This window comes from Chlamydiales bacterium (assembly GCA_041395025.1).
Lineage (GTDB): Bacteria > Chlamydiota > Chlamydiia > Chlamydiales > JAAKFR01 > JAJACP01.
Window position 1 is genome coordinate 235461 of record JAWLBH010000001.1, and the last position, 26686, is coordinate 262146.

The window sequence follows — 26686 nt, forward strand, 5'->3', positions numbered from 1 at the left end:
TATATTAAGGCATTTTGTGCTTTATATTTTTTTCTCAAGAGTGAGGGTCCTTCGATTTTTAAGTGGTTCAGGACCAAAAAACTGAATAGGCCCTGGATAGCGGTAATGATCCTCTAGGCTCCAAAGATCACGATAGGAAACAAAAGATTTAAACAGCTCACCTTCTAAGTCAACAAGAGTTTTTCGGATTACAGGTTTAAATTCGCCTTGTCGTTTTTCTAAATGCATCAACATGGTCATTGGCACCCCTCCAATTTCCCATTCTTTACTTGGTCCTGCAAGTCCATGCACTGTACTTAGATAACCTGTATACCCTCCATCGACCAAAAGTGTGGCTGCGAATCCCAGCGTGTAGGAATAGTCTGCATCAAAATTCGAGGGAGGACATGAGCGGCCTTCATATCCCAAAAAATGATCAATAGGAAGGAATTTTTTGCAGTCATCTGATCTTTGTTTTAAGATATCTTTCACCATACCGATCAGCAGATGTTCAGTCGAGACATGTGACACTTGAACATTTCCATGAGAATCACGATCAAAAAGAAGCTGATGCGCTATCTCTTTAGGCAGAGCCTCAAACATTTTACGCCCCTCAACTGATAATCTGGCCTTAGGGTCCTTGATCTCATTTTTTACTAAGGTATTCAGCTCTTCAATTAAATCTTGGATATCAACAATACAAGTGATAAGTCCTTCAGGGATCAGTATCACTCCATAATGTTTATTTCGTTTAGCCCGTTCATAGATCTTATTCGCAATAAAAGAGGTGATTTGTCTTAAGGTCATCCTTCTTGCAGCAATCTCTTCTCCAATTAAGGTGATGTTTGGGTGGGTTTGCAGGGCACATTCAAGGGCAATATGTGAGGCGCTACGCCCCATTAATTTAATAAAATGATAGTATTTTTTAGTTGATAGAGCATCTCTTGCAATATTGCCTATCAGCTCTGCGTAAGTTTTACAAGCTGTATCAAAGCCAAAAGAAGTTTCAATTTCATCATTTTTTAAATCACCATCAATGGTTTTTGGTACTCCAATGACACGTGTTTGACAACCCTCTCGATCAAAATATTCTGCTAAAAGAGCAGCATTGGTATTTGAATCGTCTCCCCCAATAATAATCAGGCCATCAAGAGCAAGAGATTCTACACTTTTACGAGACAATACAAACTGCTCAGCTGTTTCAATCTTAGTACGTCCTGAACCAATTAAATCAAATCCCCCAGTATTAAGATAATTAGCCAAAATTTCTTCGTTGAGTTCGATATAAAGATGGTTGATCACACCCAAAGGCCCATCTAAAAAACCAAAGAGACGAGATTGAGAATGTAGAGCTTTAAGAGCATCGAATAGACCGATAATGACATTATGACCTCCTGGTGCTGGACCTCCAGAAAAAACCACTCCTAAACGCAATGGCGTCTGTATTTTTTTTTTACCTTGCTGAAATCTTAATACAGGTTGACCATATGTTCTTGGTAATAAATTTTTAATCTCCTTCTGATTACCGACAGCTTCGGTTGACCTGCCTGCTACTGCTCTCATTGAAGAAAGATTATGCAAACAGATTGGTAGAGAGGGTTTATCATTTAAACGTGCAAATTCGAGAGGGCTTGTCATTGTAAATGCTCCTTAAAAAACGTAATGATTGCGTCTATGATTTTAGGAAAAACTCTTGCATATCCTAAAGAATGCTTCTCTTCAGGATAGAGGAGAAATTGCATATTTGCACTACAATGTGTTTTAAAGGCTTTTTGATGGGAAATAGAAGTAGTTGTATCATTTCCTCCTTGCATATGCAACACAGGTAAATCTGGCATTGAAGATAAAGTGGAATAAGCCACAAGATTTGCAAACTGTTCTTGAAAAAGAGGAGTGAGCTGAAGTTGTGAATTGCGTTCAAAAAATCTTTTTGGTTGTGTTGTCAAACATTCTGGATGAGAGGTGATAAAATCATCTAACCAAAGCTGACCGCTAGCCACAGGTGCCCAAAGAGCAAGTGCTTTTGCTAGTGGTTTTCGAGCAAGTGCTTCAATAGCAATTGCCCCACCAAGAGAGACTCCGAATACTCCTAAATGTGATCCATTGACTCCATCTAATTTGTAAAGATATTGACAAACAGCCAAACCATCTGAAATTAAATCTTCCAAAGAAGCTTCATTTAAAGAACCTTCACTATCCCCAGAACCTCTAAAATCAAAACGTAATACTGCAATTCCTTCTTTTGCTAATGATTCGGCTAGAATTACATAAGCTCGATTAGACCCGTGTTTACTACTTCGAAATCCATGCAGTATCACAACAACAGGGGGATTAAAAACATGAAGCGGTCGGTGGAGGACTCCAAATAGACGGACTCCTTGGTTATCAATAACGACCCATTCTCTTAAATCAGTTTTTTCACCTACTTTCTGCATAAGACCTAAAAATTTAATCTAACTCTTTATTTTCAATAAGTCGAGTGAAAGATCGTAGATTTTATCCTTTTATACCATACTTTAGATCTTTTAGGTGCACTTCTAACTTCACTTTAGCTTCTAATTTCCCTTTAGCAAGATTCATAAATGTAGACTAAAATGAAAAAATCTTTTTTAGAGATGATAAATAGGAGGTGTTTACTAAAACATTTAAGAAAATATTTATTGAATACTTGGAAAAATATCAATTGGAATTGTCTAACTACCAAGACTGGTCATAAATCATACTTTAATCTTAAAATTATGCAAAAACGAAGTGTTAATTTTTGATTAAAAATTTATATGTTATGGTTTTTTTTTAAAATCTATAACATAAATCATCTGCCAGAAATACCGTATCTGCTTTTTTGTATTGTCTTCCCGAAAAATTCGTGGTTCACTTGGCAAAGTCATCCCTACAAATAATTCAAGATTTAAGTTTTTAAAACACACCACACGATTTTTTTCTTCTCCGGTTGCTATTAAATGGCTACTTTTACCATTCCCTGCATAAAAGTTTTTATAGACAACTTCTTGAGAAAATACTATTTTAGCTTCACATGCGCTTAGATCTTGAAAAATCTTATTTAATCTTTGAGATTTGAGTGACATACTAGACACTACGAGAACGATATGTTTTTCTGGAGCCATGTTTGGGAATATTTCTTCAAATATATCACAAATGATCTGAGTCCCTTCCCAAAAATTTCCTTTCTTAATCTTGATTTTTTGCTCAGATTGCGTTTCTGTCTCAGTAGGAACATAAGGAGGATTACTCACTATCAAATCATATTTATGATAATATTGTTTTAAATGGTCAATAGCATCCTCTTGAACTATCTCGATATTTTCTGGCATACCTGCACCTGATGACTTCATATACTCAATCGCTTCTGATTCAATATCAATAGCAGTAATTTTGCTATTAGGTCTCTTCAATGCGAGATATTTCGCGATAAACCCAGACCCTGCACCAAGGTCTATAGCACAATTAAATTCTAAACCAGTTTTTAATAATCGGTAGATTCCAGAACAGATCAGCATCGTGTCGACATTAGGTTTCATAAGCCTTGCTGGCGCTGCTTTAAAAACAATAGCCGTGGCAAGCAAGTCCTCATCATGATAAACAATATTTTGAGGCGTAATAGTAGAGATGACCAAGCCCATATGGTCTAAAGTAGCAGCAACTGGAGACCGCTGTAATATCTCTCCTTTGCTTTTAATAGGCAGGGAGTTTGCATCCAAAGTATTCTCTTTCCATTGTTCTAAAACAAGCTCATTTTTTTCTAATCTATAATAAGTTGTAGGCAAGGGTAAAGGTTTGTTTATACATTTTATTGAAAGACTAACAAGTGCAATAGACACTCCGATAGAGAATGTAGTCCAACCTGCTATAGTACCAATATGACCTAGATCATTACATAAAACTAAAAGACCTATGATAGCTGCAATAATAGCTAAGACTAAAGCAGTCACTCTAAGTCCAATAGAAAGCTTAGTTTGTCTATTCTGAGTTGATTGAAAAAATGGAAAACCACAAGCCACTGAAACTTGATTCATAGTTAAATCACTCTTAATGATTAAATAAACAATTATAAAGATACTTCTGATTTAAGAAAATATTAAGAATATTTTCTTAAAAATTTTGCATATCATGACATCAATATTAAAATGGATGATTTCTTTTTAGCTCTCTGACCAATAATCTAAGGGTAATAGCCACTTGCTAAGGTCTGAGAAAAAAGATAGGCAATGTATGTCCAAAAGGGGTACAGGAATTCATATTGCTGCCCCGCAGGATTTGTACATTGACTTCTCAGAACTCTGACCCAAATGTCTAAAAAGAAGACTATCGCTTTTTGAGAGGCAATTCCATACCAAAAGGTAGATTTCACTACCATATTAAACTCAATGAGCTTCTAGGCTATAGGAAGAACATAAAGCTTGATCGACTAAGTTTTTTAAGAATGGAGTTTTCAAGCTTATAACAACTGAAAAGAAATATTAATCTATGCGTTCAATTTTTGTGATAAAATCCCCCCCCCCTCGAAGAGCAAACTAACCAATCTGGCTAATCTGGAAATAAGATGTGAATTTAGAATCTATAATTGGTGCTACCAACCCATATATTAAGTTTTTGAATCTTTGCCATCTGTTAATGTGCTATTTGTTAGCCATAGGATTATGAATCTCTGATAAATTTTAATTCTAAAAACAAAAGATTTTTTCTATTAACAATTAAATTACAATGAGATAAATTAATATACCATGTAGTTAAGGAGAGTTAGTTTATTTTCCTGAAAAGATAAAAATTTGTATTGCATATTACTAATTCAGTTGTTTACAGTGTTTGTTTAGATCAATAAGTAATATTATTATTTTCAAACAGTGAGGTTGTTATGTGTATTTTAAATATCGTGGATCAAAAGAATATGAATTTTATCTGCGCTGGGGTAACCACGTTTTTGGCCACATCAGCTATTACACTGCTAGTAGCTGGTATTTTAGGAATTAGTGGATCAATAATCTTACCTCAGCTTGCTTCTTATTGTATGATTGGTGTAGGTTCTGCTGTCATACTAGGAATGATCGGAGGCATAGTTGGCAGGTGTTGTTCTAAAGATGACAAAGGGGATCAATGATAGTTTAGTGGAATATAGGATATGAAATTTTTTTAAAAAACATTGAAGACGTGGCTTTGTGTCTTCAATGTTTTTACCATGTGCTCAACTCTTTCCTTTCTTCTATCGATGATTTTAAAATTGATTTGACGAACTCTATGCAAGAAGAAGTAGGTCAACTTCTTCTTCATTTAACATACAGTCATCACCTGGATTCTCTTTAAGCTTTTTTAGATTAAGATAGAGTGCTCATTAATCCATGGGAGCTGTGGGCAATAGTCTTACTATATGAAGATTAATTGTAGCTGCGCTGCAAGGTTTACCACGCATAGATAAAATTTCCGCAAAAAGCAAATCTCCTTTTCCCAATATGATCTGTATAATCGTTTGTTAAATAGCATAACAAGCTGACTATATGTATATATCAACTTTATCTCTATGCTCGAACAGCAATTTGAATTGATCGTTTTTATTTCTTGCGAACTTTCTAAGTAAAAATTCGTAATCACTTCCTAAACACAGATTATATTTTCCTGTATCATAATCCTCCTGTGCCGCAAATATCTGTTCTAAAGCAATATTTGCATATTTAGAAATTTCTCTTATTAGATTTCCTTTTCTTAACCCATACATTTTATTGCAATGTGTAACTTTGCTAGAAAAATCAAAACCAAAATAGCGAGCTATATACCCCTATTCAGTCTTTATGATAGCAATATTCAGATTATCGGAAGACCAAAGGCAATTGTACTTAGCAAGAGTATATATATCGTGTACAATGGGATTGATAATGGGAATCCAATTTTTGACATCGAACCGATCTTCGTCGCTTTGGAAAAAAGATTTCTTTAATGTCCAAGTAGAGGGTGTCTGTTTTTTTTTTATCAATAACATACATATCTTTTTTTTCGAGACTCTTAAATGAAGGGCATCTATAGGCTGGAAAAGATTGATCTGAGTCTTCGCTTAAAAAGATATCGACTCGTTCAGATTTGACAGTCAGAATACCAAGTTCGATTAATTTATCAGATATTTGTACTTCTTCATCTACAACACGTTGCCAACTCTTCAATGAATGACCCTTGTTTGGCAACATCAAGACTAAACCCTCTGGGATTTCTAAGGGTCGCTTAGAACCTCCCGTATCGAGGCAATTTCCTATTTTAATTGGTTTCTTGTCCTCGCCAACCCATACTGTGTCTCCTTCATGTAAGGCGAGAAATTGCTTAACCGCCTCTGGCGAGGCTCCGTTAGCCTCTCTAAATTTGGGTACTACTAAGGGTTTATTCTCTTCACCGAAGGATACAATTGCTTTTTTGTCGTCGTTAATCCATACCGTGTTGCCTTCTTCATCTAAGGTGAGAAATTGCTCGATCACCTTTGTCGGTACTCTCTTGACCTCTGTCTTAACTGTCTGATCTTCATCTAATTTGAAAGATTGCTCAATAGGAGCTTGAGGTTTTTTTATACATTTTATTGCAAGGCCAACAAGTGCAGACACTCCGATAAAGAATATGGCCAAACCTCCTATAGTGGCAATATGACCTAGACCACTACATAAAACGAACAGACCTACTATGGCAACCATGATAGCTAAGACTAGAACGTCACTCTAAGTGCAATAGAAAGCTTGGTCTGCCTACTCTGAGTCGATTGAAAAAATGGCAATCCACGAGCTACTGAAACTTGGTTCATAGTTAAATCCCTCTTAATAATTAAAGAAAAAATTATAAAGATATTTATGATATAATTCAATATTTTTTGTTAAAAAACAAAAATAACTGCATTTATTGCAAATAATTTTTTATTTTATCTTTAAAAAAGGAAATCAAAAATTTGTATTAGTCCCCCACAAGCGCTGTATGCTTACTTTTCAGCATCCTGGAACAGGCTACCTTTTGTGCACTACTTGTCAAAAATTTCATTCCAAAGACTGTTCTAGCGATCTAAAATGCTTTTCTATAATCTTGTAAAGAGTAGCGGCAGTCGGACTTAAACCAACGGACCCATGGATTATGATTCCGTTGCTCTAACCAACTGAGCTATGCGGCCATGAAGTGGACTTACTGCCTTAAAAATAAGATCTATAAAGGATTAGCGGGAGAAGGATTCGAACCTTCGACCTTTGGGTTATGAGCCCAACGAGCTAACCACTGCTCCATCCCGCGGTAAGGAAAAAATTTTATCATGAATTCCTTTTTTCAACCAAGGGACGAAGTGCATTAAATGTTTTATCCTAAGACCATCCAATTTTAATGTAAATAAACATAGGAGATTAATATTCAACAATCTACTGGAATTTATTAGACTCTATGATTGAACGGAAAATTTGATATTCCATGCATCACAGTCATCTGATCTGAAAAATATATGGTCAGTTAATAAGAGATGGCTATTTTTGCATTTCTTGTAGAATTCGAGGGCACTCATTTTTAAATTTTTTAATTAAGTTGCTGTATTCTTCACTTAAAGTACCATTTTCTTTTTTTGTATCAAAATCGTACTGTTCCCAAAATATGTATTCTAAGGCACCACCTAGCCATGTCACCATTTCATCCGTCGTATCATCTTCTCTTAACCCATATACTCTTTCACAAGCTTTGTAATTGCTCGAAAAGTCAAAGCCAAAATAGCGAGCAATATATCCCTGTTCACTCTTTATGATAACAAGATTCAGAGCATCTTGATAAAACAGGCAATTGTTTTTGGCAAGAACCCGCATGTCTTGTAATAAAGGTTTAATGATGGGAAGCCAACTTTCGATAGCAAACCGATCCTTATTGTCTTGGAAATAGGATCTATTTTTCCAACAAGAGCTTTTTGAGTTTTTTCTATCAATAACATACCTACCTGTTTTCGTGAGACTCTTAAATGAAGGGCAACTATAGGCTGGTAAGGGGTAATTTGAGTCTTTGCTTAAGAAGATATCAACCCATTTAGATCCAACAGTCAGAATACCGAGTTCAGTCAGTCTATTAGATATCTGCACTTCTTCATCTACCATACTTCGCCAGGTAGGGAATGTAACCTTCTTATTTGGCAGCATTAAGACTTCATCCTCTGATATTTTCATAGCTCGCTTAGAGCCTCCACAGCCAACACATTCTCCTATTATGATTTCTTTTTTTTCTGTACCAATCCACACAACACTTTCCTCATCTAATTTGAGAAATTCAATGCAAGTCTTTTCTGGCACTTCTTGAAGTATAAGTCTAGGCACTACTAGCGGTTTACCACCAATGAGTGTATATGGTTTGGGACCTTGAGGTTTTTTAAGACTATTCTTATCAAGTTCGAGAGACTGAACTGGCACTTCTTCAACAGATCTAGGCTCTAACAGGGGTTTACTACTATCAATGAGTGTATATGGTTTGGGATCTTGAGGTTTTTATACATTTTATCGAAGCTCCTACTAATGCTATAAGAGTTCCAACAGACAATACTGCCCCCCCTGCTGCAGCGCCAAGATGACCTAACCCAAACACACTCAGGATACCTGCGATAGCTGCAATAATCCCTAAAGCTATGGCTATAACCCTAATCTTGATAGAAAGATTGGTCTCTTTACCCTGAGTAGATTGACAAAATGGAAAACCACAGAGAATTGAAACTTGGCTCATAGTATACTGAATCTTAGTGAAGAAATTTAAAATAACGTTATTACATTATATTTGAATTAAGAAAAATAGTAAAACAAATTCATGATTAATCTAAAATGATTTACAACTGAGCAAAGAGTTCGCTTGATTCTTCTCGAAATCAAGCCAGGCAGGTATCGAGTTTATCATCAAAAGGGACTCCAAGAATTTGTTTTTGTTATTCCCACTCAAGCGAGTTGCCTTCTTTTTAACATTTTGACTCAAATGTCTGAAGACATTCTATAACTTCAATTCTCATTAATGCTGAATTGACCACTCAAGAAGCTGCTGGCTGTTACTTGTAAAGAAATAGCGGCAGTCGGACTTGAACCAACGACCCACGGATTATGATTCCGTTGCTCTAACCAACTGAGCTATGCCGCCATGAAGTGGACTTACTGCCTTAAAAATAAGATCTATAAAGGATTAGCGGGAGAAGGATTCGAACCTTCGACCTTTGGGTTATGAGCCCAACGAGCTAACCACTGCTCCATCCCGCGGTAAGGAAAAAACTTTATCATGAATTCCTTTTTTCAATCAAGGGACGAAGTGCATTAAATGTTTTATCCATTGCACCACGCGATTGATGGAGCAAATGAAGACCATTTTCGCCGATTTTATGACAAAGAGTTGGGTTAGAAATTAATTTCCTAAGAGTAGGATAAATATCCTTAGGAGTAATCTGGATCCCAGCACTATAAGAGAGCATGAGTTCAACTAAATCAGGTTGAGAATCCATATGAGGTCCGAAAAGGACAGGTTTTCCATAAAAACAAGGTTCTAAAATATTATGCCCTCCAATAGCAGGAGTAAAACTTCCTCCTACAAAAGCAAGATCAGAAATCTGATAGAAGGCATTGAGAATTCCCATGGCATCGATAAGTAAAATATTGTGACAATCGAGTGTTCCTTGTTCACTCCAAGAAGTATAATTGAGCGATTCTTTTTTTAATAAATGGGCGACCACCTCAAATCGTTCAGGATGACGAGGAGCAATCAATACCTTTAACTCAGGATAATCTTGCCACAGTTTTTTTAAGGCGCGAATCCAGATCTCTTCTTCAGGAGGATGAGTAGAGCCTAGTGTGATGACAAAGTGACTATTTAATCCAAGATTTTTACGATTAATGGTTGGAATAGTTTTTGTTGAAACATCCAGTTTAATATTCCCTGTGATAGACATTTTATCTAAAGGAATTCCAAGATTATGAATGCGTTCCTGATATAGAGCGCCTTGAACATAAAAATAATCAATAGGATGAAGCAAGTAGCGAATTAAAAAAGGAAATTTTTGATAACGAGCAAAAGAGCGTTGGGATAATTTTGCATTCACCACTACAAGGGTGGCTCCTGATTTTTTTGCAGCATCCTGAAAATGGTACCAAAAATCTGTTTCAGTCAAAATCACAAGATCAGGAGAAAGACGACGAATAATCGGTCGGATAATATAGGGAAAATCAAAAGGAAGATAGACTTTATAATCCGCCATTCCCTTTTTTCCCTCTTCATGACCACTTTGTGTTGCAGTTGAAAGAATGATAAGCGGAGGCTCTGTCAGCGATTTCATCTTCTCAATAAGAGGAGCAATGGCTTTGGTCTCTCCCATTGAGACGGCATGCACCCATACAACTACCCTATTCCCTTTTTTAATCTCAGGGAATCCTTGACCTAACTTGGCCTTAACTAGACCGCGATATTTTCTCCATTGACTTAACACTCTAAAGCAAGCAAAAAAATGAATACCTAAATTATATAAAAAAATCATCTAATCACAAAATTCACTAATTTTTTTGGAACAAAAATTACTTTCTCAAGATGGCCTTTTAGGTATTTTGCAATCTTTAAATCTTTCTGAGCAAGTGCAATAATCGTTTCTTGCTCCTCATCTTTTGGTAAATCAAAACGCCCACGTAACTTTCCATTCACTTGGATAATATAAGTGACAGACTCTTTCACCAAATAGTGCAACCTTGCTTTTGGCCAAGGTACATCCAAAATCGAGCTTTTTTCTCCTAGGTAGGCCCATAATTCTTCTGCAATATGAGGCGCAAAGGGAGCCAAAACCTGAATGGCTAGTTTCACTGCCTCTTTAGGATATGTAGAGAGTTTTATAAATGCATTTAAAAATGACATCATCTTGGCAATCGCAGTATTAAATAGAAGATTTTCAATATCTTCTGTGACTTCTGCAACAAGTTGATGAGCCAATTGTATCCCTAGTTTATCTGACTCTTCAGTCACTTTTGATGAAACAACCATCTCAAAAAAACGATTCAAAAAACGGCGACATCCACTGATTCCACTCGTATTCCAAACTTTTTCTTTATCAATCGGCCCCATAAACATAGAATACAGACGCATCGCATCCGCTCCAAATTCTTCAATAATTGTATCCGGCGAGATTCCATTAAGCTTAGACTTAGACATCTTTTCAATCTGACTCTGTAGTCGTTCTTTTGTCTTTTGATGAAAATATTGGCCATTTTTTTCAAAAACTTCATTTTCAGAGAGATATATACCAGATTTGTTTTGATAAGCCCGTGCAACCACAAGCCCTTGATTCATTAATCGCTGAAAAGGTTCTAATGTTGTGACAAGGCCACAGTCATACAAAACCTTATGCCAAAAACGGGCGTATAAAAGATGGAGCACTGCATGTTCAGCCCCTCCTACATACATATCGACTGGCATCCAATATTTTTCCTTTTCAGGATCCCATGCAAGAGACTCATTATGTGGGTCACAAAAACGAAGATAATACCAACACGAGCCAGCCCATTGAGGCATGGTATCTGTTTCTCGAAGCGCATTTTTTCCTGTTTTTGGATCAATGATAGACACCCAATCTTGCTTTTTGGCCAAAGGACTTTGTCCCAAAGCAGTCGGTTTATAATCTACAATTTGAGGAGGCTCAAGAGGTAACTCATCTAAAGTAAGAGTTCGCATAGTCCCATCTGAAAAATGTAAAATCGGAAGTGGCTCTCCCCAATACCGCTGACGAGAAAAGAGCCAATCACGCATCTTATAATTGATTGCACATCGACCCATTCCCTCTTTTTCTAATTGAACAGTAATTGCTTTTAATCCTTCTTCTGTAGACATCCCATTGAGATGTCCACTTTCTACCATCCGATTGTCTTCATTAATCACTCGCTTGATCGGCAATCCAAATTTTATGGCAAACTCTTCGTCACGCTCATCATGAGCTGGTACTGCCATAATGGCTCCCGTTCCATAACCAATCAACACATAATCAGCAATCCAGATAGGTAACTTTACATTTGTCATGGGATGACGTGCATATCCTCCTGTAAATACTCCTGTTTTAGTTTTTGTCAGTTCAGTGCGTTCTAAATCACTTTTTCCCGCAGTAAGCTGTTTGTATTGCTCAACAGCAGCTTGGTACTCAGGAGTTGTCACTTCTTTCACAAGAGGATGTTCAGGAGATAGGACAAGGTAAGTGACTCCAAAAATTGTGTGTGGACAGGTCGTAAAGATAGCTAATGGCTCCTCTCTCCCCTCAATTAAAAAATTAATTATTGCTCCTTCACTTCTTCCAATCCAATTGCGTTGAAGACGTTTAAGCCCTTCTGGCCAATCTACTCCTTCTAAATCCTCCAGCAATCGATCAGCATAGCTTGTAATTTTTAGCACCCATTGCTTAAGTGGCTTGCGTTCAATTGGATAACCACCTTCTTTTGCATATCCATGCTCGACCTCTTCGTTGGCTAACACTGTTCCAAGAGCAGGACACCAATTGACTAATAGCTCAGCTTGATAAGCTAATCCCTTTTCATAGAGTTGAGTAAAAATCCATTGAGTCCATTTGTAATACTTTTTATCACTCGTCCGAACTTCTCTCTCCCAATCGTATCCATATCCAATTGAATCAAGTTGCTTTTTAAAATTGCTAATATTCGTATTTGTTGTTTCAGCTGGATGAGTTCCAGTAGAAATTGCATATTGCTCAGCAGGTAAGCCAAAACTATCCCATCCCATAGGATGGAGAACAGAAAATCCCTGACTCCGTTTATAACGTGCAAGAATATCAGTAGCTGTATAGCCAATTAAATGCCCTACATGAAGACCCGCACCTGAAGGATAGGGAAACATATCGAGAACATAGTATTTTTTCTTTCTGGGATCTTCAGAAGCTTTAAAAGACTGGTGATCTTTCCAAAAACGCTGCCATTTTTTTTCAATCAGTTGAGGATGATAATGTGTCATCCAGCTAGATTAACAGATCTTTGAAAATAAAAAAACTGTAAGTAGAAAACCACTCAGTGACAATTGACATGGAATCACGCAAGACCTAGTGTAGTTCTTATCTTTTATTTTTTATCGAAACATTCACCGAATTTTTCCAATAAAGTGTTCGTGGATACAAAATTGTTTGATGCTTTCGCAATTTCGTTAGCCATACAGGATGCAAATTTCAATGTAGCTTGGTCCTCAAGACCAGCATTTTTAAAAGCAAAAAATGTTACAAAATCTTTATATGGGTCCTTTCGGTGTTTATTCAAAAAATTTTGAGCCAAACTTTCTAATATCTGATTCGTGAACCAATGCATCATATCATTATCAGAACTTAAAAGAATGAGATCCAATGCCTCTTTTTTCATCATAGAAATACTGTTATCGTCGTTTGGAGGGAATAAGCTCTGAAACAATGTTTCAATAAAACATTCTCTATATCCTCCCTCAAAGGATGTCCAACACGTTTTCACTAGAGCCTTCTGGAAAAAAAGGCTAATCCGGGTGTCCTTATCGATATTTCTTAATAATATTTGGGATAACATTTTATAGTCATCTTTAACAATCTCTTTTATAAGCGCTGCCTCTTCTTGGTTAATGTTATCTCGAAGGTAAAGTGATTGGATGAATTCGAATTTAAAATTAAATAAAACAATTTCGATCTTCTTTAAGAATCCCTCCTTTTTCTTTTTTAAAAAGGCTGTTTTATCAAAATTCTGATGTGATATCTCTTCTTTCTCATCTTTTGTAAAATCGATCTTCTCTTCATCCAACAATAGTGTACGTTGGAGAGTTGAATTCATCATCGTTTCCTCTAGTTTAAGTAGGTCACTATTGAGTTTGTGCCTAATTTCAATGAGAGCATCAAAAAATTTCTTTTTTTGATTAAAATTCATCTGACCAAACATGAGCGAAAAATTGTTTGCATCATAGCTGTTGACTTGAACGCAAGCTCTAGCTAAGGCCTCAGGTTGATAAACCCAGATGCCACTCTCACGAGTGCTTATTTGCAAGTCAATCATCAAATCTATCGCTTTATTTAAACTTAAAGATTTAAAATACTTAATTTTTGTATCTTCTTGAATGTTATATTCAAATAATTTCTCTAGTTGACTAGTTGAAAGTCGATTCGCATTAATAGCTAGCAGATCAAGTACCTTTTCATCTTTATACATAAGAGCTCCAATAAAGATTGGTATGTGAGCCCAATCACTGACATTTTCAATCAATTCTTCAGCATATTTTTTCGAAATATGTCCGAGCAAATACAAAAAACATTCCGTCTCAATAAAGCTGTTATTATCAGCTTCGTCTACAAATTTTTTTACTTTATTAAGGTTTTTTCTACCTATACCTTGCTCATCTTCAACAGCATGTTGCCTTCTTAATTGTAAAGATTTAGACAATATCTCTAAAATCTGTTGAGGAGTATTTTGATTAAACGATGAAGCCACTGGACCAGATAGCTGAGCAACTGTTGTGGCATCCGATATTTGAGCCTCTTCAGCCTTTAGATTAATTAGTGGTAAACTTTTTTCTTTTCTCGAAAAATAAGAAATGATTGTTTCAGCAACGTATTGAAAATGCTTAAAGTCTAGCAAATCAAATTTTTTAAAATAAGCTACTAAATCTTCATATTTTGTATCCTTAAATTCTTCAATCACCTTTTCAATTAATTTAGTAACCTTGTCGCCTTGATGTGCATTCAGTTGAGTCTCTTTATATTCTAAAAATTTATCATTTGCGATAAAACTCATCAGCAATCGAGATGAGATGTCGAGTCGTTCGATATGTTCAGCATAACATTCTTTGTCCATTTTGGTTAAGATCTCACCTACTGCATCTTGTGACGCTCTTTCAAGAAAATAATGTTGTTGTTCAAAAGGAATCAACCCAGAAGACAGGTTAAAATTGATCATTTGCCTTTGAATATTTCTATTCTCATTTGGACCTTGATTATTTTCTTCTGCTGGGAGGTTTTCGCTAAGAAACAAGGAATGCTTTAAAACTCCATCTGCAATCGCTCTAATCACATTTTGCTGATTTTGGTCGGATAATCCTATGCTTAGACTATTAGCTACACTTTCATGTGTTTGTATTTTTTTATATGCTTTATCTACAAAATCTTGGAAATTTTCTTTAGTAGATATTTGACGAATAATACTCGTAAAATGTCTCGATTTCATCGGGTCTGCTTCTAACATAGCTTCGAGAATTTCTTCGTTTAAAATCACCTCGTTTAGCTTAGACAAGCGAATTTTATCGGACTGGCAATTCGCTTCGTAGTATTTTTTAGTTTGATGGATAATCATGATAATTAAGCAGACAGATCCAAGTAAAAAAGGCAATCCTGCGTAAAGCCCACCAACTAAAATTCCAGCAGCTCCTGAAATTAAAAAACCTCCTCCTGCTGCAGTAATCAGTGTCAAGAGGCCAAGAACCAAAGTGGTAACTCTCCATTCTTTAGTATTGACCTTTTTAGATTGGATGCAATCCTCATCAATTTTGTCTATCTGTTGTTGAAATGAAGAGATTTTCCCTAAGTCTTTTAGAAAAATCCCTCCTACTTTTGGATCACTCATGCCTATGGCCTAAATTGATAAAAATCATATTACTTGATTTGGTATCATTATATTAAATAAGTGTTAATTAATTATAAAGATTTAAAAATTGAAAAAATATATATCTTGAGAACCTAAAAATCTAATTTGACAATAGATAAAGTATTTTTTTAAACTTTTTTCAATTTTTAAAAAAAATTTAAGAAGACTTTAATCGATAAATCATCATGGTCGAATAAATAGCAGCAGCAATTCCTGCAATTAAAAAGAAAAATCCATACATTCGTGCAGGAATTGTTCCAATCCAGCCCATTAAACAAGCTCCAGTTACCACCATCAATAACCCTAAAATTCCTAAAACAATCCATGTAATGTAATCCATTTTAGTTTTAGAGAACTTACTCAAAAACATATTAGAAGATCCGGCGAGTGTATTGGAACTTGTTGCTATCTGATCCATAATGGTCTTAATTATACTAGTGATTAAAAAATACACAAATTTAAAAGAACATTTTTGTTAGAATTTTGCCTATGAAAAAAAAATCTTCTATTTTGATTGGAACGATTCGTGTTCATCCAAAAGGATTTGGGTTTTTAATTCCTGATGATCGTTCTCAATCTCCTAATGACATTTTTATTCCACGCTCTGCAATGAAAGGAGCGGTCGATGGAGATATTGTGAAAATACGTGTTTATACACAGTCTTTTTCAGAAAAAGGTCCAGAAGGTGCAATAGTAAAAATCTTGAAACGAGGACGTACCTACCTCTCTGGGGTTATTATCTCGATTAGACAAAAAGAAAAAATTTATGCCTATATTCCCTTGTTAGGAGAAAGGGAACGTATGCGGATTTTACCTTCTAAAGCACATGATTTAAAAGTAGGTGATCGGATCATGATTCATGTCCTTGTGTGGGGGAAAGGATCAAAAGACAATGTGGGAGAAATATCCGCTTATCTTGGTCATATTTCCGATCCTTCATGTGACATTCAAAGTATTATTAAGGATTTTGAATTAGAAGATACATTCCCTCTTGAGGCTTTAGAAGAAGCAAGAGGTTATGGGAAAAATGTGACTGATGAACAGATCTTAGAACGCGAGGACTTAAGAAAACTCGATGCGTTTACTATTGATCCTGATGGAGCAAAAGACTTTGATGATGCACTTTCAATCACAAAAAACAAAGAAGGAGAGTATCAATTAGGCGTCCATATTGCTGATGTCTCTTACTATGTTAAATCGGGCACCTGCTTAGATCAAGAAGCAGGAAAAAGATGTAGCTCTGTCTATTTTCCTGAAAAAGTTCTCCCGATGCTTCCATATGAACTTTCAAGCCATCTTTGTAGCCTTAAACCTAAAGTCAATCGACTAGCCGTCTCAGTTTTGATGGAGTTTAATCCTATAGGAGAGCTAAAAAGTTATCGGATTACACGCAGTGTTATAGAGAGTAAACATCGTTTTACTTACAAAGAGGCAAAAGAAGTGCTAGAAGGGAAAAGACAAAATCCTTTCTTTAGAGAATTGCAGTTAATGAGGGATTTACATAGTCATCTGAAAACATTGCGATTGAGTAGAGGAAGTATAGACTTTGCTTTGCCTGATACAGCCATCCAAGTGAATAATAAGGGGATGCCGACCAAGATTGAAATAGTGGATTATGATGTAACCCATCAGCTGGTTGAAGAATTTATGCTCAAAACCAATGAAATCGTAGCCACTCATTTGCATCAAGAGGGAAAACCCCTTACCTATCGAATTCATGAAGAACCCAATCCAGAAAATATGAAAGATTTTTCCTTCATTGCAAAACAACTTGGTTTTTGCATTTCTGAACAACCTGATGGGAAAGAAATTCAATCCCTATTTGATCAGATAGGGACAAGTCCTGTGGGTCAATTTCTTGCAATACAGTTTATTCGCACTATGAAAATGGCTAGTTATTCATTAGATAACATTGGTCATTACGGACTAGGACTTGAACATTATACACATTTTACAAGCCCGATCCGCCGATATATTGACCTTGTTGTCCATCGTCTTCTATTTGAAAAGATAGATCCAGAAGCAAACTATGAAAAGATTGCCAAAACATCTTCAGAAAAGGAACGGCTTGCAAACAGAGCTGAAAATACCATTATTCTGTTAAAGAAAATGCGATTCCTTGAAAAGATCCAAAAAGACAATCCAGATAAAATTTATCAAGCTATTGTCGTGATTGTTAAGTCTTTTGGATTTGGGTTTGAAGTAGCTGAACTCCTTTTAGAAGGATTCATTCATGAAAAATGTACTCTGAAAATAGGTGAGGTTATTCATCTTAAAGTGATAAAAGTGAACTTGATCAGGCAAGATATCGAATGGAAACGCATCAAATATGAAACTCCCTCTTAATTTCTATTTACGTGATAATGTTGTCAAGATTAGCCAAGAACTACTCGGTTGTCTTCTTTTTACTTCAATAGAAGGTCTATTAACTGGAGGAAAAATTATTGAAACAGAAGCTTACCGTGGGCCAGAAGACCGGGCTTCTCATGCCTATAAAAATCGACTCACAAAACGCAACCAAGTGATGTTTCAAGAAGGTGGAGTCATTTATGTATACCTATGCTATGGAATTCATAGTATGCTGAATATTGTGACTAATCATCAAGGTCTTCCACATGCTATTTTAATCCGTGCAATTACTCCTCTTATTGGCATCAATACGATGCTACAAAGACGACAAAAAAAGAAAATTGATAAGACATTTGTGAATGGTCCAGGAAGAGTTGCCCAAGCTCTTGGAATTGATAAAAATCTCAACGGCTACTCTTTACTTGAAGAAACCATCTGGATTGAAAAAGGTAAACCCTCTAAAACAATTATAGCAAAACCGCGTGTCGGTATTGATTATGCTGGACAAGATGCCCTTCTTCCTTGGAGATTTTTATTTAAATGAAAAAATATTTTATTACTGGTCTTATTATCCTTCTTCCCCTTGCCGTGACAGTCCTTTTATTAGGATTCATTATTAATATTCTTACTCGACCTTTCGTTGGGTTAATTGAACATTTTTTAATCGCTATCCCTTTTTTCCAACAATATCAAACATTAATTCACATTATCCTCCGGATTATTTTGCTTTTTGGAATCTGTTTCTTCACCATTCTTCTTGGTTTTCTAGCACGTATTGTCGTGTTTAAATCTCTACTTTCAGTCTATGATTATATCCTACATAGAATTCCTATTATTAAAACAATTTATAAAGCCACTCAACAGGTCATAAAAACTATTTTCGGCTCTTCTTCTCGTTCTTTTAAGCAAGTTGTCATGGTTCCTTTTCCAACAAATGGAGCTTACTCTATTGGTCTTGTGAGTAGTCCAGCCCCTGGAATCTGTGAGAAAACGATGGGAATTCCTTTAATTACTGTGTTTGTTCCAACGACCCCGAATCCGACATCAGGTTTTTTAATGATGTATAAAGAAGATGAAGTAGTTTATCTTGATATGAAGATTGAAGATGCATTCAAATATATTATCTCCTGTGGAGTCATCACCTCGGACTCAGTCAATCTACCTGAGATTTTATCTTGAAGCTTTTGTATTAAGACAGTAAAATGCTTTTTCATTTGTGAGGTTATAAAATGACTCGTGTTGGGAAAAAAGCAGAACGTCGGGGTCGATCCCCCTATAAAACAAAACATCCTTTTCCAAAAACAGGATCAAAAAAAGATCATCTTTCTAAAGGATTTAAAGAGCATGAAAATGCTGTTTTGATGGAAGGAGTATTTATTGCTAAAGTCAAGAAAGGTTAAATAATGTCTCGTCATAAAAGTTACGGAAAATCTACAAAAACTGGTCAAAAGCGCAATGTACTTAAACGTTTTGAGCGCATTGAAGTTTTAAAGAAACTGGGTCGTTGGGATCAAGAAAAGAATAAAATAGTTACAGGTCTTCCTAAAACGCCATCTATTGAAATCTAACTCTCTTAAAAACTTGAATATAAATTTCAAAAATCAAATTCAAGTGAAATAAGTGCATGAAAGTCTTTGTTTTTGATGAACAATCTGATCTTTCTATTGATCCTGACTCGGTTCAGCCGATTGTGAGTCAGGTCTTAGTAAAAGAAAAATATTCTACAGATGAAGTGTCTGTCCATTTTGTGACAACTAAAATGATTGTGGAACTCCACAAGAAATTTTTCCGAGACCCCTCTCCGACAGATTGTATTTCTTTTCCAATAGATCAGCATCAATTTTTAGGATCACATGTTCTAGGTGAAATTTTTATTTGTCCTCGAACAGGGATTGAATATATACTAAAAAAAAATAGCAAAGATCAAAACTACTACCATGAAATCACCCTTTATCTTGTGCATGGGCTTTTGCATCTTATTGGTTATAATGATATTGGAGAACACGATAGAGCAAAAATGCGCAAGGCTGAGCAAAAATTAATGACATTTCTTATTCGTAATCAAATCCTCTTAAAGGGGTAAACATCAAAAATACACATGTATAAATATGAGATAATTTTTGAAAATTCATGCAGCTAATCAAAGGAATATTTTTTCTTTATTATAATTAAAAATCCATGTTAACTCATACTATTCTTATTGCCTCTTTCTTTCTAGTTGGGGTCTTTTTTTTAACCACAGTTTCTTATGCTTTCATGCATTTGGGAGAGATTTCTTCCTTAAATGTGATTAAGCAACATCGTAAATGTTTTTTTTATTATCCCTCTCACCTTTTTATTTTTAACGATCCTCCTTTTGAACTCCTTATTTTTTCTACGATACTTGGAAAAAATTTCGCTTTTCTTGGATTTGTTTTCACAATAGTTTATGCGTTGTTCCTTTTTTCTCTTTCTATTTGGCAAATCATTATCATTTTACTAGTCCTTTTATTAGGAATTTCATTATTCGGAGAGTTTTTTCCTCGCCTATGGAGTATACGAGCTGCTGATTATGCTTTATCTTTTTCTATGCCATTTGCCTCTTTTTTTCTCTTTCTTTCACTGCCTTTTTCCTTTTTATTTGTAAAATTTGCATGGTATTCAGCTCGTGCAAAAGAAAAAGCACAATTAGGGAATCAAGTTGAAGAAATGAAAGAAACAGTTGTGGAGGTGTTAAGAAAAAAAGGCTTAAAAGGAAAACTTAATCGATCAGATAAAAAACTGATTGAATCAGTAATAAAATTTAAAGATCGTATCGTACGTGAAATTATGGTACCAAGAGTCGATTTATGTAGCCTAGCTGCTGAAACACCTATCCGGCTTGCAGCTCAATCCTTTATCAATGAGGGTTATAGCCGAATTCCAGTATATAAAGGAACGATTGATAATATGATTGGGGTATTAATGTTTAAAGACATTCTTGAAATCTATATGAATTCTCTTGAAGACAGAGATAAAACCTCTCTTATTGCATCCCCTATCGATTCAATCATAAAAAATGTCTTTTATACACCCGAAACAAAAAAGGCCTCACAGCTCCTTCAAGAATTTCGTGCCAAACAAATGCATATGGCAATTGTCGTTGATGAATATGGTGGAACAGAAGGTGTAGTTACAATAGAGGATATTTTAGAAGAGATCGTTGGAGAAATTGCAGATGAATATGATACTAGTGAAGAAGCTAACTATACAACTGAATCGGGAGGAAAAAGCTGGATTGTTGATGGGAGGATGACAATTTTAGATATAGAAGAAAATTTTAATATTCATCTTCCTCAAGAAGGAGATTACGATACAATTGGGGGGTATATTTTCCATAAAGTAGGAGCAATTCCACAAAAAGGTTTAAAGATTCATTACCAAAACTTTGATCTTGAAATTTTGCATTCTTCAGATAAAAGTGTTGAAAAAGTGCGAATCACTGCTAGAAAAAAAATACACGAAGATTAAAGATCTAACTTACTATCAATCCAATTGAAAGAGTTCTGTTGATTATGCTATGAGAAAAATGGTCTGCATAAATAAAAGATAACACTTGACAATCTGTTAAACATTTCGCTATCTCCTGATAAAATTTAGACTAGATCATGGAAATTACTGAAAAAAAAGAAAACAATGCGATGATTTTTGTCTTAAAAGGACGTTTAGATAGCAGTGCTTCTGAAGAAGTTGAAAAAAAAATCCTTCAATCTATTGAAATGGGCACGAAAAATGTGATTTTGGATTTTTCTGCTCTAAGCTATATCTCTAGCGCTGGAATTCGTCTTCTTGTCCACTGTCATAAGAAAATCGAGAAACAAAATCGACGTATTCTCCTTGTTGCGCTTCCTAAAGCTATTGAAAACGTCCTTTATATTACTGGATTTCTCTCCTACTTTAAAGTTTATGATCATCAAGATCAAGCGATCACTGCCTTAAAAGGGCATCTCTAAATGAAATTGAAAAAACCGATAGATTGTCTTATTCCTCATGATATGTCTCTAGCTTGCAAAGCTGTTGAATAAAAAAATTATTTTTTGAAATTTAATTTCACTATGTAATTGAGATTAATCTCTCTCATAGATATGCTCAGCCTTTCTAAATTTTAATTATTTATTTCTCTTATGCGTCGATCTATTTGCTACTCTGAACCACAGATCGCCCGTTCTGGGCAAACCTCTACTTGGAAATTTCAATATACAACGGCTAATTCTCTTCCTGAAGGGACACGATTGAAATTTGATATTTTGAGTCAGGGTCGAGATATTGACTGGGAAGTCCCCTCAGTGAATCTAGAGGAAGAGGCTAATGTCATCTATCTTGAGCTTGAAAATGGGCAAATTGTTCAGTTTGAAGAGGTGGAAAATCCCAATATGATTGTACCACAGTTCACTTGCGTACTCCCAAAAAGCATGAAAATTGGACAGAAATTTACAATCTTTATAGGCGCACCTCCTACAGCTCATAAGGATTCAAGCGACTGTGGGAATGAATGCCAGCTTACAATTCAACGTCGTCGTCCTTTTTACCTCTATATTGATCCTAAGGGAAAAGGAAATTATGAAGATCCAGAAATCTTTACAATTGATATTCGTGGAAATAAATTGCATACGATTAAAATCCTTACTCCTTCTTTTGTCGTTAAAAATAAACGCTTTGACATTACTGTTCGTTTTGAAGATGAGTTTGGAAATCTGACTAACTTTGCCCCTACAGAAACTCTTATTGAACTTTCTTACGAGCATTTAAGAGAAAATTTAAACTGGAAACTTTTTGTCCCTGAAGCAGGGTTTGTTACACTTCCTAATCTTTACTTTAATGAAGCTGGTGTATATAGGATTCAATTAAAAAACCTCCATAATAATCACATTTATACCTCTCCACCAATTAAGTGTTTTGCAGAAAATAGTGATCATTTATTTTGGGGCCTCTTGCATGGTGAATCAGAACGTGTAGATTCTACTGAAAACATTGAAAATTGCCTCCGTCACTTCCGTGATGAAAAAGCCTTTAATTTTTTTGCAACTTCTTCTTTTGATAGTGTAGACGAAACATCTAATGAACTTTGGAAGACTCTTTGTCAAAATATTGCGGATTTCAATGAAGAAGACCGGTTTGTGGCGATTCCTGGGTTTCAATATCGAGGAGAACCTGGGAAAGAGGGGTTAAGAGAAATTCTCTATTATAAAGATAATAAATCTATCTTACGCCAAAAAGAGCTAAAAAATTCTTCTTTAGAAAAAATCTATAAAACCTTCACAACAAAAGATATTCTTTCCATTCCTACTTTTACTATGGGAGAAGGGAACCATTTTGATTTCAAAGAATTTAACCAAGATTTTGAACGGGTTGTGGAAATCTATAATGCATGGGGAAGCTCAGAAGAAATGGCTTCTACTCATCCCATTACAGGTCAGGTTGAGGCAAATCCTCAAGGTTCTATTATTGAAGCACTCAAGAAAAATTTGCGTTTTGGCTTTGTTGCAGGAGGATTAGATGATCGTGGAATATATAGCGAATTCTACCATAGTGAACAATTGCAGTATAATCCAGGTTTAACAGCAATTATTTGTGAAAAATATACACGTGAATCGATCTTAGAGGCCTTAGCTAAACGCAATTGCTATGCTACAACAGGAGCACGCATAATTGTAGGTTTTTACATAGCAGGTCATCCTATGGGATCAGAGCTAAGCAGTCATCTTAAACCTGGTTTAATGGTCAATAGACATCTTTCAGGTTATGTTGCTGGAACTGACAAGATTAAATTAATTGAAATTATTCGTAATGGAAAAGTGATGCATACTTTTCAACCAAAAGACTATCATTATGATTACCAATTCGATGATATGGAACCATTAGATAAAATCACTCTTGATGGAAAAGAGAAGAATCCTTTTGTCTTTTACTATTTAAGGGTCACTCAAGAAAATAAACATATTGCTTGGAGCTCTCCAATTTGGATTGATTATTCAATAAAGATCGTCAATAAAACCAACCAAAAATGAATAATTCTCTTTCTCTTACAATAGTGATTTCAATTATTTTAATGGGATGTGTAGTATTTGGATTAGGAATTGGATTGTTTTTCACAGGCAAATCAAAGCTAAATCGAGGATGTGGTAGACCTCAAGAAGATAAGAAAAATGGTCGTTCATGCTCTATCTGTCAAAATGAAAAAGATGTATGTAAAAAAAACAAATAACCAAACCCTACATCGTATTCTAGATAAAGTCTGTCATCAGGAACGTCTGACTCCTGAAGAAGCACTTTCTTTGCTAAAAACAACTCATCCTGATGAACTGGAATGCATTCGCTCAATGGCAGACAAGGTAAGAGAAGAAAAAGTAGGTCATGTTGTCACTTTTGCTTCGACTCTCTATATCCATCCTACAAATCTATGTGAACTTAATTGTCCTCTTTGTTCATTTTATGCAAAGCCAGGATGGAAAAAAGCCTGGTTTCTTACACCTGCAGATATTCAAAAAAAAATTCAAATGAATCTCAATCAAGGGCTAACAGAAATTCATATAGTTGGAGGTTTGTGGCGCGAATGTAACTTGGATTATTATGAGGAGGTATTTAAACAGATCAAAACACTTGATCCTAATCTCCATATTAAAGCATTAACTCCAGTCGAATATGATTTTTTATCAAAACTTCATCATATTTCTATTCAAGAAGTCTTCAAAAAAATGATGAGTTGGGGGTTAGGCTCTCTTCCAGGTGGTGGAGCAGAAATTTTGGTTGAGGAGATTAGAAAGAAGATTGCCCCAGGGAAAATCACTTCCGATGAATATCTCGCAATTCATAAGCAAGCTCACTTGCTTGGTTTACACTCAAATATTACTATGCTTTTTGGACATCTTGAAACCTATGAGCATATTGTGACTCACTTAACTAAAGTGCGTGATCTTCAAGATGATACAAATGGTTTTCGTGCATTTATTCCCTTAAAATTTGGAGAAGAAAATAATGCACTTGGAAAAAGAAAAAATGCACTGAAAAATAAAAATACTCCCCTAATCTATGCTGTTTCTCGTCTATTTTTAGATAATATCCCTCATCTAAAAATTCTTTGGAATTATATTGGAATAAAAGATGCGTTAGAAATTCTCAGATGGGGTGGAAATGATCTCTCTTCCACAAATACAGAGGAAAAAATCATTGCCATGGCTGGAGGTTCGAATTTGATTATGAATAAAGAGACAATGGCAAGTTTAATTCTTAAAGCAGGAAGAACTCCTCTTTTAACTCATTCAGGTTCTATGTAAATGGTGCATCTTGGAATAGTGAGTTATATCAATGCTCTGCCCTTTTATCTTCCTTTTAAATTGGGAGTACTGAAGACAACACACACTTTTGAGTATGGAATTCCCACAATTTTAAATGACTATTTACGTACAGAAAAAATCGAAGCAGCTCTGACTAGTTCCATTGAATATTTACAAGGTTCTTACCAACTGGCTCCTGATCTTTGCATTGCAACGTATCAAGAATCTTTAAGTGTCAATCTCTATTTACGAGGCAAATTAGAAGGAGGATCTATCGGTTTGACCCATCAGAGTGCGACTTCTGTGATTTTATTAAAAATTCTATGCCGTCACTTTTGGAATGTCACCCCTCAGTTTTTTCCTCTTATAAAAGGTAAGAGTTATGATGGAATCCTGATGATTGGAGATGATGCGCTTAAACGTTTAACCATTCCTCATCATAAAACAATTGATCTAGCAACTGCTTGGTATCAAATGACAGGCTTACCTTTTGTCTTTGCAGTCATTGCCATAAGAAAAGGAGTACTCTTTGATAGCAAAGAACTTCGACAAGCATTAGAATGGAGCAAGATCCACCGTCAACATCTAGTTGAGGTGGCCTATCACCAGACACAATTACCCAAATTGCTTATTAATCATTATTATGACAGTTTCCATTACCAACTCAAAGAAAGAGAACTTGAAGGGCTCGATCTGTTTAAAAAACTAAAAGAAGATGTATCATAAATCCAAACCTGAATCTATTCAGGCTATGTTTGCCAGTATTGCTAAAAATTATGACTATGCAAATACGATTTTCTCATTTGGTTGTCATAAAATGTGGAATAGAAAATTAATTCAATCGGTGACTCAGGCAAATATTTTGCTGGATCTATGTTCTGGAACTGGTGAAATTGGATTAGGTTTTTTAGCAAAGAGTCAAAATAGCCAAGCTATTCTCTTAGACTTTTGTCCTGAAATGTTAGAAATTGCAAAAGAAAAAGGAAGTGCATTCCAAAAACGTTATCGCCTTATTGAAGGAGATGCCCAAGATATTCCCCTAGAAACAGATTCAGTTGATGCTGTGACAATAGCTTATGGTATCCGTAATGTGCAAAATCCTACACAATGTTTTAAAGAGGTCATTCGTGTTTTAAAACCAGAAGGATGCTTTGCAATTTTAGAGTTAACTCGACCAAGTTCTCCTTTCTTACGTTTTGCACATAAAATTTATTTGAAATTTTTCCTTCCTTTTTTAGGTAAATGTATAGCTAAAAATATTTATGCTTATCGCTATCTCTCTAAAAGTATAGAGAATTTTGCCTCGTGCAATGAACTAGAAGGACAACTAAGAGATACAGGATTCAGGAAAGTAAAAATTATTCCTCTTATGGGAGGTTTAGCCACCTTATTTATCTCGACTCTTCACAAAAAAAATCCTAGACATATTTCAAAAAAATAGCCATCATCAGGGGGTTTTCATAGTTTATGAAATGA

The 26686-nt window shown here is 35.3% G+C and carries 24 protein-coding genes and 3 tRNA genes; 14 read left to right on the forward strand and 13 right to left on the reverse strand.

The annotated features are described in order from the left end of the window. Positions 1-21 precede the first annotated feature (21 nt). From R3E91_01045 to R3E91_01055, 3 genes are all read right to left on the reverse strand, one after another. Positions 22-1617: a diphosphate--fructose-6-phosphate 1-phosphotransferase gene (locus R3E91_01045; protein MEZ5314790.1), complete on the reverse strand. Its 1596-nt coding sequence runs from the start codon at positions 1615-1617 to the stop codon at positions 22-24. Beyond that, positions 1614-2414 (reverse strand): alpha/beta hydrolase, encoded by an 801-nt coding sequence (locus R3E91_01050; protein MEZ5314791.1) that lies wholly within the window; start codon positions 2412-2414, stop codon positions 1614-1616. Before R3E91_01050 ends, R3E91_01045 begins: the two co-directional genes overlap by 4 nt. 345 nt (positions 2415-2759) lie before the next feature. Next, positions 2760-4013 carry a methyltransferase gene (locus R3E91_01055; GenBank protein ID MEZ5314792.1) on the reverse strand — a complete coding sequence of 418 codons (1254 nt, stop codon included), beginning with the start codon at positions 4011-4013 and terminating at the stop codon, positions 2760-2762. A gap of 839 nt (positions 4014-4852) precedes the next feature. Here R3E91_01055 and R3E91_01060 point away from each other — a divergent pair. After that, positions 4853-5095, forward strand: a complete 243-nt coding sequence (locus R3E91_01060) for a hypothetical protein (protein ID MEZ5314793.1) — start codon at positions 4853-4855, stop codon at positions 5093-5095. Between the two features lie 730 nt (positions 5096-5825). Here R3E91_01060 and R3E91_01065 read toward each other — a convergent pair. The 10 genes from R3E91_01065 to R3E91_01110 form a co-directional block, all read right to left on the reverse strand. After that, positions 5826-6662: a hypothetical protein gene (locus R3E91_01065; protein ID MEZ5314794.1), complete on the reverse strand. Its 837-nt coding sequence runs from the start codon at positions 6660-6662 to the stop codon at positions 5826-5828. A 507-nt stretch (positions 6663-7169) separates the two neighbouring features. Further along, a tRNA-Met gene (locus R3E91_01070) sits at positions 7170-7242 on the reverse strand. Between the two features lie 224 nt (positions 7243-7466). Next, positions 7467-8387 carry a hypothetical protein gene (locus tag R3E91_01075; GenBank protein MEZ5314795.1) on the reverse strand — a complete coding sequence of 307 codons (921 nt, stop codon included), beginning with the start codon at positions 8385-8387 and terminating at the stop codon, positions 7467-7469. 40 nt (positions 8388-8427) lie between these two features. After that, positions 8428-8694, reverse strand: a complete 267-nt coding sequence (locus tag R3E91_01080; GenBank protein ID MEZ5314796.1) for a hypothetical protein — start codon at positions 8692-8694, stop codon at positions 8428-8430. 328 nt (positions 8695-9022) lie between these two features. After that, positions 9023-9096 (reverse strand) — tRNA-Met (locus R3E91_01085). Positions 9097-9139: 43 nt separating this feature from the next. Next, positions 9140-9212, reverse strand: a tRNA-Met gene (locus tag R3E91_01090). A 17-nt stretch (positions 9213-9229) separates the two neighbouring features. Further along, on the reverse strand, positions 9230-10477 hold the full coding sequence (locus R3E91_01095) for a 3-deoxy-D-manno-octulosonic acid transferase (GenBank protein ID MEZ5314797.1): 1248 nt from the start codon (positions 10475-10477) through the stop codon (positions 9230-9232). Continuing rightward, positions 10474-12939 carry a leucine--tRNA ligase gene (gene leuS / locus R3E91_01100; protein ID MEZ5314798.1) on the reverse strand — a complete coding sequence of 822 codons (2466 nt, stop codon included), beginning with the start codon at positions 12937-12939 and terminating at the stop codon, positions 10474-10476. The genes R3E91_01095 and leuS overlap by 4 nt, the downstream gene beginning before the upstream one ends. Before the next feature lie 104 nt (positions 12940-13043). Further along, positions 13044-15548 carry a hypothetical protein gene (locus R3E91_01105; protein MEZ5314799.1) on the reverse strand — a complete coding sequence of 835 codons (2505 nt, stop codon included), beginning with the start codon at positions 15546-15548 and terminating at the stop codon, positions 13044-13046. A gap of 178 nt (positions 15549-15726) precedes the next feature. Then, a complete protein-coding gene (locus tag R3E91_01110; protein MEZ5314800.1) occupies positions 15727-15987 on the reverse strand; it encodes a hypothetical protein in 261 nt (86 codons plus the stop codon). Between the two features lie 71 nt (positions 15988-16058). On the opposite strand from R3E91_01110, the gene R3E91_01115 reads away from it, so the two are divergent. The 13 genes from R3E91_01115 to ubiE all read left to right on the forward strand — a co-directional run bounded on the left by R3E91_01115 (position 16059) and on the right by ubiE (position 26651). Continuing rightward, positions 16059-17915: a ribonuclease R gene (locus R3E91_01115; GenBank protein ID MEZ5314801.1), complete on the forward strand. Its 1857-nt coding sequence runs from the start codon at positions 16059-16061 to the stop codon at positions 17913-17915. Continuing rightward, complete coding sequence (locus R3E91_01120; GenBank protein ID MEZ5314802.1) at positions 17899-18462, forward strand: DNA-3-methyladenine glycosylase; 564 nt, start codon at positions 17899-17901, stop codon at positions 18460-18462. Before R3E91_01115 ends, R3E91_01120 begins: the two co-directional genes overlap by 17 nt. Next, positions 18459-19097, forward strand: a complete 639-nt coding sequence (locus R3E91_01125) for a DUF502 domain-containing protein (GenBank protein ID MEZ5314803.1) — start codon at positions 18459-18461, stop codon at positions 19095-19097. Before R3E91_01120 ends, R3E91_01125 begins: the two co-directional genes overlap by 4 nt. A gap of 50 nt (positions 19098-19147) precedes the next feature. Next, a complete protein-coding gene (locus R3E91_01130; protein MEZ5314804.1) occupies positions 19148-19318 on the forward strand; it encodes a hypothetical protein in 171 nt (56 codons plus the stop codon). 3 nt (positions 19319-19321) lie between these two features. Further along, the gene (locus tag R3E91_01135; GenBank protein MEZ5314805.1) at positions 19322-19486 is read left to right on the forward strand and encodes a small basic protein; all 165 of its coding nucleotides are present in this window, start codon (positions 19322-19324) and stop codon (positions 19484-19486) included. A gap of 56 nt (positions 19487-19542) precedes the next feature. Then, positions 19543-20001, forward strand: a complete 459-nt coding sequence (gene ybeY / locus R3E91_01140) for an rRNA maturation RNase YbeY (protein ID MEZ5314806.1) — start codon at positions 19543-19545, stop codon at positions 19999-20001. 95 nt (positions 20002-20096) lie between these two features. Next, a complete protein-coding gene (locus R3E91_01145) occupies positions 20097-21407 on the forward strand; it encodes a hemolysin family protein (GenBank protein ID MEZ5314807.1) in 1311 nt (436 codons plus the stop codon). Between the two features lie 137 nt (positions 21408-21544). Beyond that, positions 21545-21889, forward strand: coding sequence for an STAS domain-containing protein (locus R3E91_01150; protein ID MEZ5314808.1), 345 nt, complete (start codon positions 21545-21547; stop codon positions 21887-21889). 171 nt (positions 21890-22060) lie between these two features. Next, positions 22061-23944 carry a DUF3604 domain-containing protein gene (locus R3E91_01155; protein MEZ5314809.1) on the forward strand — a complete coding sequence of 628 codons (1884 nt, stop codon included), beginning with the start codon at positions 22061-22063 and terminating at the stop codon, positions 23942-23944. After that, entirely contained in the window at positions 23941-24141 is a 201-nt protein-coding gene (locus tag R3E91_01160) for a hypothetical protein (GenBank protein MEZ5314810.1), read from the forward strand. Before R3E91_01155 ends, R3E91_01160 begins: the two co-directional genes overlap by 4 nt. Then, complete coding sequence (locus R3E91_01165; GenBank protein ID MEZ5314811.1) at positions 24119-25210, forward strand: CofH family radical SAM protein; 1092 nt, start codon at positions 24119-24121, stop codon at positions 25208-25210. The genes R3E91_01160 and R3E91_01165 overlap by 23 nt, the downstream gene beginning before the upstream one ends. After that, a complete protein-coding gene (locus R3E91_01170; protein MEZ5314812.1) occupies positions 25211-25936 on the forward strand; it encodes a menaquinone biosynthesis protein in 726 nt (241 codons plus the stop codon). Continuing rightward, positions 25926-26651 (forward strand): bifunctional demethylmenaquinone methyltransferase/2-methoxy-6-polyprenyl-1,4-benzoquinol methylase UbiE, encoded by a 726-nt coding sequence (ubiE, locus tag R3E91_01175; GenBank protein MEZ5314813.1) that lies wholly within the window; start codon positions 25926-25928, stop codon positions 26649-26651. The genes R3E91_01170 and ubiE overlap by 11 nt, the downstream gene beginning before the upstream one ends. The last annotated feature ends 35 nt before the right edge of the window (positions 26652-26686 follow it).

Bases quoted from the DNA above. Each gene is read 5' to 3' on its own strand.
- R3E91_01045 (MEZ5314790.1), bottom strand. From the start codon at position 1,617: ATGACAAGCCCTCTCGAATTTGCACGTTTAAATGATAAACCCTCTCTA.
- R3E91_01050 (MEZ5314791.1), bottom strand. From the start codon at position 2,414: ATGCAGAAAGTAGGTGAAAAAACTGATTTAAGAGAATGGGTCGTTATT.
- R3E91_01055 (MEZ5314792.1), bottom strand. From the start codon at position 4,013: ATGAATCAAGTTTCAGTGGCTTGTGGTTTTCCATTTTTTCAATCAACT.
- R3E91_01060 (MEZ5314793.1), top strand. From the start codon at position 4,853: ATGTGTATTTTAAATATCGTGGATCAAAAGAATATGAATTTTATCTGC.
- R3E91_01065 (MEZ5314794.1), bottom strand. From the start codon at position 6,662: ATGGTTGCCATAGTAGGTCTGTTCGTTTTATGTAGTGGTCTAGGTCAT.
- R3E91_01080 (MEZ5314796.1), bottom strand. From the start codon at position 8,694: ATGAGCCAAGTTTCAATTCTCTGTGGTTTTCCATTTTGTCAATCTACT.
- R3E91_01095 (MEZ5314797.1), bottom strand. From the start codon at position 10,477: ATGATTTTTTTATATAATTTAGGTATTCATTTTTTTGCTTGCTTTAGA.
- leuS (MEZ5314798.1), bottom strand. From the start codon at position 12,939: ATGACACATTATCATCCTCAACTGATTGAAAAAAAATGGCAGCGTTTT.
- R3E91_01105 (MEZ5314799.1), bottom strand. From the start codon at position 15,548: ATGAGTGATCCAAAAGTAGGAGGGATTTTTCTAAAAGACTTAGGGAAA.
- R3E91_01110 (MEZ5314800.1), bottom strand. From the start codon at position 15,987: ATGGATCAGATAGCAACAAGTTCCAATACACTCGCCGGATCTTCTAAT.
- R3E91_01115 (MEZ5314801.1), top strand. From the start codon at position 16,059: ATGAAAAAAAAATCTTCTATTTTGATTGGAACGATTCGTGTTCATCCA.
- R3E91_01120 (MEZ5314802.1), top strand. From the start codon at position 17,899: ATGAAACTCCCTCTTAATTTCTATTTACGTGATAATGTTGTCAAGATT.
- R3E91_01125 (MEZ5314803.1), top strand. From the start codon at position 18,459: ATGAAAAAATATTTTATTACTGGTCTTATTATCCTTCTTCCCCTTGCC.
- R3E91_01130 (MEZ5314804.1), top strand. From the start codon at position 19,148: ATGACTCGTGTTGGGAAAAAAGCAGAACGTCGGGGTCGATCCCCCTAT.
- R3E91_01135 (MEZ5314805.1), top strand. From the start codon at position 19,322: ATGTCTCGTCATAAAAGTTACGGAAAATCTACAAAAACTGGTCAAAAG.
- ybeY (MEZ5314806.1), top strand. From the start codon at position 19,543: ATGAAAGTCTTTGTTTTTGATGAACAATCTGATCTTTCTATTGATCCT.
- R3E91_01145 (MEZ5314807.1), top strand. From the start codon at position 20,097: ATGTTAACTCATACTATTCTTATTGCCTCTTTCTTTCTAGTTGGGGTC.
- R3E91_01150 (MEZ5314808.1), top strand. From the start codon at position 21,545: ATGGAAATTACTGAAAAAAAAGAAAACAATGCGATGATTTTTGTCTTA.
- R3E91_01155 (MEZ5314809.1), top strand. From the start codon at position 22,061: ATGCGTCGATCTATTTGCTACTCTGAACCACAGATCGCCCGTTCTGGG.
- R3E91_01160 (MEZ5314810.1), top strand. From the start codon at position 23,941: ATGAATAATTCTCTTTCTCTTACAATAGTGATTTCAATTATTTTAATG.
- R3E91_01165 (MEZ5314811.1), top strand. From the start codon at position 24,119: ATGTATGTAAAAAAAACAAATAACCAAACCCTACATCGTATTCTAGAT.
- R3E91_01170 (MEZ5314812.1), top strand. From the start codon at position 25,211: ATGGTGCATCTTGGAATAGTGAGTTATATCAATGCTCTGCCCTTTTAT.
- ubiE (MEZ5314813.1), top strand. From the start codon at position 25,926: ATGTATCATAAATCCAAACCTGAATCTATTCAGGCTATGTTTGCCAGT.